General features: G+C 60.4%; 16 protein-coding genes. 2 read left to right on the forward strand and 14 right to left on the reverse strand.

The genetic code is table 11. The annotated features are described in order from the left end of the window. Positions 1 to 7 precede the first annotated feature (7 nt). The 3 genes from ASE04_RS14605 to ASE04_RS14615 form a co-directional block, all read right to left on the reverse strand. Entirely contained in the window at positions 8 to 1,591 is a 1,584-nt protein-coding gene (locus ASE04_RS14605) for a Na+/H+ antiporter (protein ID WP_056818424.1), read from the reverse strand. Positions 1,592 to 1,733: 142 nt separating this feature from the next. Next, positions 1,734 to 2,567 (reverse strand): aldo/keto reductase, encoded by an 834-nt coding sequence (locus tag ASE04_RS14610; RefSeq protein WP_056818426.1) that lies wholly within the window; start codon positions 2,565 to 2,567, stop codon positions 1,734 to 1,736. Between the two features lie 111 nt (positions 2,568 to 2,678). Continuing rightward, positions 2,679 to 3,860: an MFS transporter gene (locus ASE04_RS14615; RefSeq protein ID WP_056818428.1), complete on the reverse strand. Its 1,182-nt coding sequence runs from the start codon at positions 3,858 to 3,860 to the stop codon at positions 2,679 to 2,681. A 156-nt stretch (positions 3,861 to 4,016) separates the two neighbouring features. Between ASE04_RS14615 and ASE04_RS14620 the strand changes: the two genes are divergently transcribed. Further along, complete coding sequence (locus ASE04_RS14620) at positions 4,017 to 4,973, forward strand: LysR family transcriptional regulator (RefSeq protein ID WP_056818430.1); 957 nt, start codon at positions 4,017 to 4,019, stop codon at positions 4,971 to 4,973. Positions 4,974 to 5,067: 94 nt separating this feature from the next. Here ASE04_RS14620 and ASE04_RS14625 read toward each other — a convergent pair whose 3' ends face one another. From ASE04_RS14625 to ASE04_RS14650, 7 genes are all read right to left on the reverse strand, one after another. Continuing rightward, positions 5,068 to 6,342, reverse strand: a complete 1,275-nt coding sequence (locus ASE04_RS14625) for a DUF763 domain-containing protein (protein ID WP_056818432.1) — start codon at positions 6,340 to 6,342, stop codon at positions 5,068 to 5,070. A gap of 71 nt (positions 6,343 to 6,413) precedes the next feature. After that, on the reverse strand, positions 6,414 to 6,608 hold the full coding sequence (locus ASE04_RS14630; protein ID WP_056818434.1) for a hypothetical protein: 195 nt from the start codon (positions 6,606 to 6,608) through the stop codon (positions 6,414 to 6,416). Between the two features lie 58 nt (positions 6,609 to 6,666). Beyond that, positions 6,667 to 6,903 carry a 30S ribosomal protein S21 gene (rpsU, locus tag ASE04_RS14635; protein WP_056818436.1) on the reverse strand — a complete coding sequence of 79 codons (237 nt, stop codon included), beginning with the start codon at positions 6,901 to 6,903 and terminating at the stop codon, positions 6,667 to 6,669. Between the two features lie 27 nt (positions 6,904 to 6,930). Continuing rightward, entirely contained in the window at positions 6,931 to 7,083 is a 153-nt protein-coding gene (locus tag ASE04_RS31205) for a hypothetical protein (protein ID WP_200960725.1), read from the reverse strand. A 220-nt stretch (positions 7,084 to 7,303) separates the two neighbouring features. Beyond that, positions 7,304 to 8,086, reverse strand: coding sequence for a sulfite exporter TauE/SafE family protein (locus tag ASE04_RS14640; protein WP_056818438.1), 783 nt, complete (start codon positions 8,084 to 8,086; stop codon positions 7,304 to 7,306). 4 nt (positions 8,087 to 8,090) lie between these two features. After that, positions 8,091 to 8,969 carry an MBL fold metallo-hydrolase gene (locus tag ASE04_RS14645; RefSeq protein ID WP_056818440.1) on the reverse strand — a complete coding sequence of 293 codons (879 nt, stop codon included), beginning with the start codon at positions 8,967 to 8,969 and terminating at the stop codon, positions 8,091 to 8,093. After that, positions 8,956 to 10,377 carry an aminotransferase class V-fold PLP-dependent enzyme gene (locus tag ASE04_RS14650; RefSeq protein WP_156408813.1) on the reverse strand — a complete coding sequence of 474 codons (1,422 nt, stop codon included), beginning with the start codon at positions 10,375 to 10,377 and terminating at the stop codon, positions 8,956 to 8,958. Before ASE04_RS14650 ends, ASE04_RS14645 begins: the two co-directional genes overlap by 14 nt. 179 nt (positions 10,378 to 10,556) lie before the next feature. Here ASE04_RS14650 and ASE04_RS14655 point away from each other — a divergent pair, with 179 nt between their 5' ends. Continuing rightward, positions 10,557 to 11,039: an Lrp/AsnC family transcriptional regulator gene (locus ASE04_RS14655; protein ID WP_056818444.1), complete on the forward strand. Its 483-nt coding sequence runs from the start codon at positions 10,557 to 10,559 to the stop codon at positions 11,037 to 11,039. A gap of 33 nt (positions 11,040 to 11,072) precedes the next feature. Here the strand turns inward: ASE04_RS14655 and ASE04_RS14660 are convergent, their stop codons facing one another. The 4 genes from ASE04_RS14660 to ASE04_RS31210 form a co-directional block, all read right to left on the reverse strand. Further along, positions 11,073 to 11,612: a hypothetical protein gene (locus ASE04_RS14660; RefSeq protein ID WP_056818447.1), complete on the reverse strand. Its 540-nt coding sequence runs from the start codon at positions 11,610 to 11,612 to the stop codon at positions 11,073 to 11,075. 227 nt (positions 11,613 to 11,839) lie between these two features. Then, the gene (locus ASE04_RS14665) at positions 11,840 to 12,142 is read right to left on the reverse strand and encodes a hypothetical protein (RefSeq protein WP_056819082.1); all 303 of its coding nucleotides are present in this window, start codon (positions 12,140 to 12,142) and stop codon (positions 11,840 to 11,842) included. A gap of 147 nt (positions 12,143 to 12,289) precedes the next feature. Continuing rightward, on the reverse strand, positions 12,290 to 12,808 hold the full coding sequence (locus ASE04_RS14670) for a Dps family protein (protein WP_056819084.1): 519 nt from the start codon (positions 12,806 to 12,808) through the stop codon (positions 12,290 to 12,292). A 28-nt stretch (positions 12,809 to 12,836) separates the two neighbouring features. Further along, complete coding sequence (locus ASE04_RS31210) at positions 12,837 to 13,004, reverse strand: hypothetical protein (protein WP_200960726.1); 168 nt, start codon at positions 13,002 to 13,004, stop codon at positions 12,837 to 12,839. Positions 13,005 to 13,014: the final 10 nt, after the last annotated feature.

The following is a 13,014-nucleotide window of genomic DNA, read 5'->3' on the forward strand; positions in this document are numbered from 1 at the left end:
ATCCCGCTCAGGCCTTCGCGGAAATAGCACTCAGTTCTTCCAGGTCGAGATCTCGCTCGAGCTCCTGTAGGGTCTCGTCGTCGATCTCGCCTGCCCGATGGAGGCGAATGAGCTCCTTCCGTCCGACGGCGACGGCTTCCAGCACGACGTCGAAATGTGCATGAAGCATCGGCTGGTAGTCTTCGGTGCGGGCGGCATAGTCGACGATTGCCGTCGCTCTGCGCTGGTATCGTTCAAGCAGTTGCGGATGGATGAGTTTCCCATCGCCATCGTAGGCCAGATTGCGCACCGACGCGAACTGCACTTGCGCCATCGCCGCTTCGGCCTGGCTCATTGTCATCCGGGCTTTTTCGGACTCAGTCTCGATGAGGCCGGCCCAGCTGATCACCCGGCCAAGCGTCGTGCCCTGCACCAGGACCGTCCCGACGATCACGGCGAAGGCCATGACGAGAATGAAGTCGCGGCTGGGGAAATCCTGAGGCAAGCTCAGTGCCAGCGCTAGGGTCACAACCCCACGCACGCCGGCCCATCCGAGAACGACGGCCCCTCCCCCGCCTATCGGTCGGGTTCTCGCGAGGCCGAGACTGCTGCAAATCCGAATGACAAGCTCGGATCCGAATATCCATGCAAAGCGTGCGATAAGGAGCGCGAGCAGGATTGCCAGCGCCGGCAGCGCCATCGTTTCGGCTAGTTGGCCGAACCCTCCACCACGCTCCACCACATCTCGGAGCGACAGGCCAATCAGGATGAACACGGAGGCTTCCATGAGAAAGACGAAGACTGCCCAGAACGACGATCCGCGCATGCGCGTGGCCGCGGACAGAACAGTATGCTGGTGCCACGTCGCGATCAGCCCGGTCGTCACGGTGGCTATTACGCCGGAAACATGCAGAAACTCGCCAAGCAGGTATGAGATCCACGCGAGAAGCGTCGTCGCTGCGATAATGAGGTATTCGTCGCCGAGACGACGGACGAATTTCACCCATACAATCCCGACGACGGCGCCGACCAGCGCGCCTCCAAAGGCGAGGAGGAAGAAATTGCCGATGGCGCTGGTGGGGCTAAAGGTCCCCGTTGCGGCGGCTGCAACCGCGAACCTGAAAAGCACCAGGCCGCTTGCGTCGTTCAGCAGGCTCTCGCCTTCGAGGAGGATCTGGAGACGGCGTGGCAGCTTCACCCGTTCGAGCACTGCCCGGGCCGACACGGCATCTGGCGGCGATACGATGGCACCAAGGGCAGCGCAAGCAGCCCAGGGAAGGGCCGGCATCAGAAGGTGAGCCACGACTGCGATCACCACGGTCGTGAAGAGGACGGCACCAATTGCGAGCGAGGCTATGCCCACCATGTGCCGCCGCAACCGCGCAACGGCGATCGACCAGGCGCCGTCAAGAAGCAGCGGCGGAAGGAATATGACCAGTACCAGTTCCGGATCGACGGTGATCGCCGGCAGGCCTGGAGCGAAGGCAAGGGTCGCGCCGCCCGCGAGCAATGCAACCGATGGAGGCAGCCCTAGCCTGTGGGCGAGGTAATGAAGGGCGATGATCGCAAGGAACATTGCGATCACCAGTTCGAAGAGATGTGTTCCGTCCATGCGTCTCCCCGACACGGCCAAGCTTGCTGCAGACTAGCACAGAATTTTGTCGGTCAAACCGCAACACAGGGAGGCGTCAGGCGATTGCTTTGACACCTCCAGGGGAATGAAGTTCGCGGGTACGGAACTCTTGCTCGCTGTTTCAGGCAGCCTTATCCCAGTTCGGCGCGAGTCCATCAGGCGAGACGATCCGTCCGTCGGCCTTGGCGAGTGAGTGGATCGCAGCCATTTCGTCGGGCGATAGGTTGAAATCGAAGATCGCCAGGTTTTCGGCAACACGAGCCTCGCTGACCGTCTTGGAGAGCGCGATGATGCCATCCTGTTGCACAAGCCAGCGCAACACGACCTGCGCGACCGTCTTGCCGTGGCTTGCGCCGATATTCTGCAGGATCGGATCCGACAAGACCTTGCCATCGGCCATGCCGAAGTAACCCGTCACCGACATGCCGGCTGCCTTCGCCGCGGCAATGACGACGTCCTGATTGATATAGGGATGGTATTCGATCTGGTTGGTGACGAGCGGCGCCTTGGAGAGGGCGCGCGCTTCGGCCATCAGCGCAGTCGTGAAGTTGGAGACGCCGATATGGCGAACTTTGCCCCCCTCTTTCACGTCGTTGAGCGCCGAGATTTGCTCGGCGAGAGAGACCTTATCATTCGGCCAGTGCAGCAGAAGCAGGTCGACGTAATCGGTCTTGAGCTTTTCCAGGCTCTCGTCGACCGACTTCCGGAAAGCCTCGCGCTTGTAATTCTCGACCCATACCTTGGTGGTCAGGAATATGTCGCGGCGCTCAATGCCTGAGGTGACGATTGCCTCGCCGACTTCAGCCTCGTTCCCGTAGATCTGCGCGGTATCGATGTGGCGGAAGCCAAGCTTCAGCGCATGCGGCACGATTCTGAGAACGTCGTTGCCAGGGATTCGGAAGGTGCCGAAGCCTAGAGCGGGGATGGGTGCGCCATTGGCGGTTACTGTATGCATTAGGGTTGTCTCCGGGATGTAAACGGGCGCTCGATGTGAGCTTTGGGGCGAGGGTAAAGGGCACCAGGCGTGTCTGGCGGATAGGAATGGGGGCGCTTGCCTCCAAGCGGATCAGGCTGCCTTCAGTACCGAGACGCCGCGTCGATCGAGTGCACCGCTCCAGATCGTGAGCAGCAGCGCTCCGACGACAAGAATGGCTCCCACCCATGGCGTGGCACCAAGTCCCAGCGGCGACTCGACCACGAGGCCACCGAGCCAGGCGCCGATCGCGATGCCGAGGTTGAAGGCCGCGATGTTGAGCGCAGAGGCAACATCGACCGCGCCGGGGCGATGTTCCTTGGCGAGCTGCACGACATAAAGCTGCAAGCCGGGCACGTTGCCGAACTGGAGGAAGCCGAGCGCCACAAGCGTTACGATCGTCAGAACCGGCGATGTCACGGTGAAGGTCAGGATAATCAGCACGATCGCCTGCATTATGAAGAGGCCGATTAGCGCCTTGACCGGATCGTTGTTGGCAATCCTGCCGCCCGCAATGTTGCCGACGGCGATTGCAAGGCCGTAGAGCACCAGGATGAGGCTCACGCTGCGCTCGGAGAAGCCGGTGATTTCCTGCAGGATCGGCGCCAGAAACGTGAAAGCCACGAATGTGCCGCCATATCCAAGTGCGGTCATCGCAAAGACGATGAGCAGGCGCCCGGAGCCGAGAACGCGAACCTGGTCGATGAACCTGGCGGGAGCTGCCTTCTTCAAATTCCTAGGCAAAAGGATTGCGATCGCGAGAAAGGCAATAATGCCAAGGGCCGCGACCGCCCAGAACGTGGCCCGCCAGCCGAGAATCTGGCCGATATAGGTTCCCATCGGAACGCCGGTGACGATGGCGACAGTCAATCCCATGAACATCATGGCGATGGCCGAAGCACGGCGATTTTCCGGCACCAGATCAGCCGCGATGGTGGAGCCGACGGAGAAGAAGACGCCGTGAGCGAAGGCTGCCAGCACGCGGGCGACGAGCAAGATCTCGTAGCTCGGTGCAAGTGCCGCGGCGGTGTTGCCGACGATGAACAGGGCCATGAGGCCGAGCAGCAAAGGCTTTCGTTCGATCTTACCGGTGAGAGCGGTCAGGATTGGCGCGCCGAAGGTGACGCCGAGGGCGTAAACGCTGACGATCAGGCCGGCGAGTGGGAGGGTGATGTGGAGGTCATTGGCAACGGTCGGCAGGAGACCGACGATGACAAACTCCGTTGTGCCGATCGCGTAAGCCGCGATCGTCAAGGCGAGGATGGCTAAAGGCATGACAAGTTCCTCTATGCCCGCATATCCAGCAGGGCATTTTCAAAGCGGCGTTGCCGCGGATTGACTGGTTGCCTGCAATATGAGGCACGAGGACTTGCATGATAATCGAGGGCATTGGATAAATACTTTTGAATTCAATTCACAAAGAAGGCGAAGATGGATAACCGCGCCGGAGAAATGGAGGTCTTCGTGGCTGCCGCCGAACTGCAGAGCTTTTCCGCCGCCGGCCGGAGGCTCGGCCTGTCACCGTCTGCCGTCAGCAAGCTCATTACCCGGATCGAAGATCGGCTCGGCACGCGCCTTGTGGTCCGTTCGACCCGCATCGTCACTCTGACTCCCGAGGGCGAGATCTATCTTGCCCGGGCCAAGCGCGTCCTGGCCGAAATCACGGACATTGAACAGCTCATCTCCAGCGGGGGAAAGGTCGTTCCCCGCGGGCCGTTGCGCATCAACGCGTCGCTGGGCTTCGGCGAGCGCTATCTCTTGCCTCTCGTACCTGACTTCCTGGCCCTCTATCCCGAGGTCGAACTTGATATTTCACTCACCGATGGCGTGATCGCACTCATCGAGGAGCGCACAGATATCGCCATCCGATCCGGTACAATGAACGACTCGGCGCTGAAAGCGCGGAAGCTGTTGGAAAGCCGTCGCGTCATCATTGCCTCGCCGTCCTATGTGCAGGCGCATGGCATGCCGCGGAATCCGGACGATCTGGCGCGGCACAACTGCCTGACGTTCAACTTCCAGCGACGCCTCAACGAGTGGCCGTTTCAAGACGAGGGCTCGAGCGACGCCTATCGTCTGCCGATCACGGGCAACACTTCTGTCAACAGCGGCCTCGTCATGAAGCAACTCTGCCTGTCGGGCACCGGCCTCGGTCGCGTCGGGCGGTTTCACGTCCAGCGCGACATCGAGGCCGGTCTGCTCGTTCCCGTTCTGGAAGACTTCAATCCCGGTGATATGGAGGTGATCCACGCCGTCTATGCCGGGCACGAGCATCTGGCCGCGCGCGTCAGGGCGTTTATCGACTTCCTAGCCGCGAGGCTCGCCGGCGAAGCGAAGCCCTTGGCGGGAAAGCTCAATCAAGCGGAGACCGGTTCGCGAAGTGAGTGATCGTCTTACCAAACGACACCAAGATATAAGGTTAAAACGTTGATATCGCTACGATTGTCGTACTTTGAATAGAGCAGAAATCGGCTGGATCGCCCTACCCGGTCCGATCTTTCTTGGTGGTCGCGTTGGTCAACTCGTCCTGCGGCGGTTCCCATCCGAAGACACTGCGGCCGCCCCATTCGTGTGAGCGCGAAAATTCACCGGCAACGATTTCCTTGAGGTCCGGGCCGGTCACATATTGCTCCAGCCGTCGCGCCTGATCATCCAGACGCTTCAGCGCCTGCAATTCCTCTTCGCGACCGAGCTTCGCCCGACCAACGGCCGACTTCATGACATTGATGGTTTCGTCATAGACCCTGATCGGCACGGGAAATGGATGCCGGTCCTTGCCGCCGTGGGCGAGCGAGAAGCGGGCTGGATCGGAAAAGCGGCACGGCGCACCGTGGACGACTTCAGCCACCATGGCGAGTGCACTAACTGTCCGAGCGCCGACACCCGGCGTCAGGAGAAGTTCCTCGAAGTCCTTCGGACCACGATCGGCAGCGGCGGCCAGCGTGCCATGCAGCCGTTTCATGTTCACGTCCTCCTCGCGGACGTCGTGATGTGCCGGCATGATAAGATGCGGCAGCATGGGCTGCGCGAGTTCTTTCTTCGCGCGCGGCGGGTCGATCGCGATCATCTCCCGCACAATGCGATCCGGCCCGAAATCGGCAAGAAGATCGAGCTGCCCTTTTCGCGAGGCGTCGGCCCGGTGATCTGCGAGATTGACGATCTCGCCCTGTTGGCGCCCCTCGATTGCCGCGTGTGGGGAATCGATAAAGCTCTTGAGTCCCTCTGATTGCCAGTGGTAGCGCCGAGCCTGACGTCTATCGCCGTTCATGCCCTGTTGGACGACAACCCACTTGCCGTCATCCGTAACGATAAACCCATGCAGGTAGAGATCGAAACCGTCCTGAACTGCGGCGCTGTCGACCTTGGCGACAAGCCTGCTCGTTCTGGCAAGGGCAAGCCCATCAATGCCGACGCGATTTCCGATCGCAACGAGCTCGTCTGGCGTCTGTCTCGAGCTTCTGCCTCGGCCACCGCAGACGTGGATACCAAGATCGCCTGATATTGGGGTCAACCCACGCTTCAAGGCGCCGATGACGCTGGTGGTAATACCGGAGGAGTGCCAGTCCATTCCCATCACGGCGCCGAACGATTGGAACCAGAAAGGGTGGGCCAAGCGGCTCAACAACTCGTCGCGTCCATAGTGGATGACGATCGCTTCGGTGATGACCGCGCCAAGCCGGGTCATGCGCTCGCCGAGCCACCGGGGAACACGGCCGCCATGAAGCGGAAGGTCGGCGCTGCCAGCACGTTGAACCATGTGATGCTTATAGAATGGCGAGAGGAGACATGACAATCGTATCCGAGGAGTTACCTCCTCGGACCACGCATCTAGTGAACGCTGGGCACCCCGGCGACGAACGCGAAGTCCTCAGCGACCAGTTCGCTGATCGCGATCAGGACCTCTTCTGCCGAGAAGCCGGCGGCCATCGTTGCGCGGATCAGATCCTGGAGATCGGGCTCGACGACGTCGCGGCAGTCTTCAAGGCGCTCGTCCGACACGGTAGCGCTATGCAATTCTTCCATATTTCGGCCCTTCAATGGCTCGGTTGGCGCTCAGGCGCCCAACCGACGGGGTTAAAAGCTAGCGCGCTACTGCGCGGCGCTTTGGGGACGGCAAAAGTCCTTCGCGCTGCATCTGTTTGCGCGCTGCCTTTCGCTGTCTCGCGATCGCTTGTGCCTTTTCGCGAACGCGACGTTCCGACGGCTTTTCGTAGGCCCGGCGGTCTCTCATTTCCCGAAACACGCCCTCACGCTGTAGCTTTTTCTTCAGGGCGCGGATTGCTTGCTCGACATTGTTGTCTCTGACGATGACTTGCACGGTCGTCTCCTGTTCTGTTAGCGATAGCTAGCCGAGTTGCTCGGCAATGATGGTCTGAATTTCGGCGCGCGTGAGCAGGCAGGGATATGGCTTCCATTCCTTGATCGGCCGCTTGACGACCTCGCCGTGCTCATGCGGCTTCAGCGCCGCCGGAACGGCAGCAATACTTGTTTTCTTCAATCGAATTCCTTGGACGACTGCGGCATCACATGATTATCCGGCGCCAAACGCGCAAGAATACGTCCCTAGGACGATCGCCGTGGTCGTGTGTGATTATCTGGATGATGGTGCATAAATAGGACGCGATCGTGTCTATTGCAAGACCGGCGGCTATCCCGCCGGACGCGCAGCAGTCAGCGGACCACTTCTACGGCCCCGCGTAGGGAGAACCTGCCGCGCATCAAGCGGCCGGATAGCTCCTCGCCAGAACATAGAGACTGACGGCGAAGATAACCCACCGAAAGATCTGGGCGAGCGTGTTCCGGTGGGCCGCCAACCGGCAGGCACCGATCGTGCCAATGATTCCGCCGCCAATGCCACCGGCAATGAAGTAGAGCGCGGTCAGCCAGTCAACGAAACCGGACGCCGCATAGTTGATCGCCGTGGTCAGTCCAAATGTGCCGACAGCAAGCAGCGAGGTGCCGACCGCGTTGATCAGGGGCATGCCGGTCGCGAGCAGCAAGGCGGGCACGATCAGGAAACCACCGCCAATTCCGAAGAATCCCGAGCAGACGCCGGTAGCGAGTGCGATCAGCGTCGTCTTCCCATGCGTTCCGATAGTCAGCGACTGTGCCGTCACATCCGTCTGACATCGCGCCTGCCGCATCAGGAAACTGACCAGCATCATCAAGAGCCCGAACAGGAAGAGCAGGCTCTGGCCATTGACCAGCTTGCCGAGGCTCGAGCCGAGATAGGCGCCGAGGCTGCCGGCGATGGCGAATATGATGGCACAGCGCCACCAGACATGCCCCCTGGCGGCATGGCCGGCGAGGTTGAAGTATGCATTGGCCGAAACCGCGAGAGCGCCGGTCCCGATCGCCGTATGAACATCCCGCATACCGACGACGTACATCAGCAACGGCGTTGCAAGGATGGACCCGCCTCCTCCGATCAAGCCGAGCGTGCCTCCGATCAGGGATCCGGAGCCGAGTACAAGCAGGAGATGAGGAAGTGATCCGTCCATTCTCTCAGGAGCTCCACACCGAACCCGGAAAGGCGTCGAGCGGGATTTTCAGAAAGCGCTGGCCGTTGTCCTTGGCCGGAGGCAGTTCCCCTGCCCGGATATTGACCTGAAGCGCATGCAGGATCAGTCGCGGCATCGGCAGTGTCTTGTCGCGCGCTTCACGACGTTGGATGAAATCCTGCCGTGACTGGCCGGCGACATGGGGATTATCACGCTTCTGCTCGGCGACCGAACTCTCCCACAACGGCTGGCGCCCTCCAGGCATATAGTCATGACCGGTGAAAAGACGTGTCTCGTCAGGCAGGCTCAGAATGGTCTGGATCGACCGCCAAAGGCTCTCTGCGCTGCCGCCCGGAAAGTCGGCGCGCGCAGTCCCGCTGTCGGGCATGAACAGGGTGTCGTGAATGAAGGCGGCATCACCGACGACATAGCTGATCGAAGCCAAGGTGTGCCCTGGCGAATGAAGGACGCGAGCGTCCAACTCGCCGATCCTGAACGTCTCGCCATCGCGAAACAGTCGGTCCCACTGCGAACCGTCGCAGGCAAGATCAAGCCAGTTGTAGATCTTCCGCCAGATCTGCTGCACGTCCTTGACATGCTCGCCGATCGCGGTCGGCGCCCCGGTCTTGCGCTTCAGATAGGCCGCTGCGGAAAAATGGTCCGCATGCGGGTGAGTATCGAGAATCCAGTCGAGCTTGAGGTCGTGATGTCGAATGTGATCGAGGATGGCGTCGGCGTTCGTCGTTGCCGTGCAACCGGACTTCTCATCGAAATCGAGCACCGGGTCGATGATCGCGCACCTGCGCGAATTCCGGCACGCGACGACATACTGGATGCTGCCCGTTCGCTGATCGTAGAACCCGGTGACCTCAGGCTTGAGCATAGGCTTTGCCTTCGACCGCTTCAGCGCGCGGAGCGAAGATCGCCCTGCTCGGATCGACAGCGTAGTCCGCTTCGAAGCTCGTCGCGTCGGCCGCGATCTGCTTCACGGCATCGAGGATGAACTGAACCTTTTCCTCGGAAAGGAGAACGCTGAAGTTGAGCCGGATGAAGCCCGGCTTGCTGATCTCATCGCCGGAGAGGATTGCCTGCCGTATCGCCTCGGACTGCTCTTCATCGATGGACAGCAGCCGATGCACGTATGGCCCCGCGCAGGCGCAGCCGCCGCGGGCCTGAATGCCGAACCGGTCACTCAGCATCCGTGTGACCAGCTGCTGGTGCACGTAGCCGCTCTTCTCGTTCTTCACCCGGAAGGAGAAGATCGGAAGTCGCTGGGGCTCCGAGAGGCCAAGAATCTCCATCTGCGGGATATCCTTCCAGGCGCTGAAGGCGCGCTCTGCGAGCTCGCGATTGCGCTTTGCCATCACGTCTGCACCAATGGCGTCCTTGACGATAAAGGCCAGCGCGGCGCGGATGTCGCCGACCACGTTCGGGGTTCCGGCCTCCTCGCGGGCTTCCAGGCTGTCGGAGTAGTCGTGAGCCTGCGGCGACACGAATTTCACCGTTCCGCCGCCCGGCCAGGATGGCGTCCTTGTCGAGACGGCATCGCGCCGAAGGATCAATACTCCGGACGCGCCGGGGCCGCCGATAAACTTGTGCGGCGAGACGACTATAGCGTCGATCTCCGCGTGATCGCCTAGAGACATCGAAATCGGGACATAAGGCCCGGCGCCGGCGTAGTCCCAGATCATTCTCGCGCCCGCAGCTTTGACCATCGCCGTGATCGCCGCGACATCGCTGGTGATGCCTGTAATGTTCGAGGCTGCGGAAAGCGTGCATATTGTCAGATCGGCCGCATCGTTGTTCAACGCGTGCTTGAGAAGGGAGAGGTCCGGGCCACCCGTTGGAGCCTCGGCGATCTCGACAATCTCGGCGCCGCATTCTCTCCAGGGCAGGATGTTGGAGTGATGCTCGTAGGGGCCGATTATGATGCGGACACGCTTGCCTGCGGCAACGGCTTCGGTGACGCCGAACAGCGTGACGAGCCGATTGATCCCCGATGTCGCACCGGAGCCGGTAAAGATCACCGCATGCTGGTCTGCGGTCGCTCCGCAGAAGGCACCGATCGTTGCCCGCGCATCCCTGCGCAACCGCGTCATGAAGCCGCCACAGTAGGAAGCCTCGGTGTGGCTGTTGGCATAATAGGGAAGGACTTCAACCAGCATGAAGCGCTCGATCTGATGGAGAGCGCGGCCGGAGGCGACGTAGTCGGCGTAAACCAGCTCCTTCTCGCCATAAGGGCCGGAGATCGTCGCGTGTGCCCCGACGAGACCGTCGCGAAGGTCGGCCATCACGCTTGACTTGTTCAAGCTGCGACGAAAATTGGAAAGCGGGGTTTCGGAACGACCTGGCGCTGCGGGGGCGATGTCCACGGCTTTCTCCTGAGCTCGGATATTGACACCGATCGTATCCTGCTTCACGCTCAAAAAATTCACCTATTTTCTAAGCGATTTTCCGATTGGCATTTCAAATGAACGACGCACTGACAAAAATCGACGCATTTGATATGAAGATTCTGAGCGCCATGCAGAACGATGCGAATCTCTCCCAGCGAGACCTGGCGGACAAGGTTGGCCTGTCTCAAAACGCATGCTGGCGGCGGCTGCAGCGTTTGAATTCGATCGGGCTGATCCGAGGCTCGCACAGCGATATCGATCTTCGGGCGCTGGGATTTGATCTCACGGTGTTCGTGATGATCCGCACGCGCCACCATTCCAAGGAATGGAGCGAGGGATTTCGTGCCCATGTCGAGCGAATCCCCGAAGTGATCGATTTCTATCGGATCGGCGGCGACTGGGACTATCTCATCAAGGTCGTCACGAAAGGCATGTCGGGCTACGATGCGTTCTATCAGAAGCTGATCACTAACTTCGATCTTGCAACGGTGACCGGCTTCTTCTCGATGGAAGCGATCATCAACAATCGTCCGGTAGATCTGACCAGAATGCGATAAGGCTCATCACCGTATTGCGCAAACTGCTGGACGTCAGCCGCAAGACCCGCCCATCGTTCCCCGGGCCTCGTTGGCAACGCGATCGTATTCGTCCGCCTGCTGAAGGGATTTCTCCCGCTCGGTGCCCGAATAGAACTGCGCGCAATATCGGGACTTCTTCGCACCTTCCGAGTTGATAAGGTAGGCACCCCTCGCATTCATGCATGCGCCGCCTGAGGAGGCGCGCTGCTGAACGTTTTGAATCCACTGAACAAATCGGCTGTTCGGATCATCACAGTCAGATCGACTATCGCCCGGCGGCTGCGGAAACCCGGAAGTCGTGACAGCAGGTGCTGTCGCGGCAATCCTGGTCAGCGCGGGATAATCGGTTCGAATGGAGGGCTCCCGCGTGCGCTCATTGTCCGCCAAGCGTTTTTCGTCCGCTTCGATCTGCTCCCTGGTTTTGCCCTGGAGGTCACTCGGCCCCACGACGACGACCGCGTCCGAAGGAACCTGTTCAATCGGGACGGAATTGCACGACACCAGCAGCGTCACACAAAGCAAGACGATATTCTTCTTGAAGCTGGCAAGCACGATATCGACCCCTCGACCACGATGTCTTCGGGGGATACCGAGCACGGAATTGCGCACAGCGCATCCCGCATTTGGGGGATGTCGGCATCAGACAACGCCGACATCTCGGTCCGCCACCTCGCGAAAGCCGAGTTCTGGCTTGTGACTACTCAGGGGCTCGCCAAGCAAGTCTTTCTTTGGCGGCCACGAGCGTGATCAGTGCGTATTAGCAAAGGCTATGGGCGGAATTAGCGCCCGAGCCAACGATACTCGGCGATCGAGGCTTTGCCGGTCTTCTTGTCGTATAGGCAAATAAGATTGACGGACGGCTTGCCCTTGCCCATCGAGCCCCGCAGCATGAGGGCGATCTTTCCCGCTGCGTCGTCGAAGACAACGGGTGCGGAAGCCTCTGGCGAGGCCATCCCCGATTGACCGATGCAGGTCCCATTCACCTTGGCAAACAGCGCCTTCCATGCGCCGTCGCTCGATGCGGAGGCATTCGCTGCCGTAGCTGAAACAATAAGCGCTGTCGCGACAATGGTCTTAAACATAACGAATTCCTTGTTCATCCGTCGCCGGAATCACTCGTGACGACCGTTTGGTTCTTGGCCGAACGGCAAGGCCAAACTTTGGCGAATGAGGAACGTGTCATCCTACGGATGGAAAGAGGCGCGCTGGTAGTCGCGCCTCTTCGGACGTTAGCCGTTTGTACCGCGCAGGATTTCGAAGAGGAACCATGTCCGGCGCTCGCCCTCGTCGATCCAGTTCTCGAGCAGGCTCGCGGTCGCGACATCGCCGTATTCGTCGCAGGTCTCGTGAAGTGCTCTCATGCTGGCAACGAGCGAAGCGTTGTCCTCGCGCAGTTCCGCCAGCATGCCATGCGGATGGACGAAATCGGCATCGTTATCGGTGATCCGCTGGCGACGGGCGATATCGCCGATCGAGCGCAGCGTTGTCCCGCCGAGTTTGCGTGCCCGCTCCGCCAGCGGGTCGGTGATCGCAAACAACTCGTCGCCGTGCTCGTCGAGCAGCAGATGGTAGTCGCGGAAACTCGCGCCGGACATATGCCAGTGGAAGTTCTTGGTTTTCAGGTAAAGCGCGAAGACATCGGCGAGCAATGTCGTCGCGCCAGCCGAAATGCACCTCACGGCCTCTTCGCTCAGACCCGACGGGGTCTTCAGTGATAGAGTCCGGCGGGATTTCAGTGTGTCGTCCATTTCTTCATCCTTTCGATCTTGATGCATTTCATTCCATGCGGCCCGATGCCGGCGGATCACTTGCGGGGCAGCTCTCGCGAAGCGCCACATCAAGCCGCTCGTCAACGGCCGATGCGCGATCGGGATGGGACGCCGTCTCCTCCATCTCGGACAGCATGTCCCTGCCATCGCGGATCGTCTTGACCTTCGTCGTCATCGAGGCTGTC

It is taken from the genome of Rhizobium sp. Root708 (assembly GCF_001429725.1).
In the GTDB taxonomy this organism is placed as follows: Bacteria; Pseudomonadota; Alphaproteobacteria; order Rhizobiales; family Rhizobiaceae; genus Rhizobium.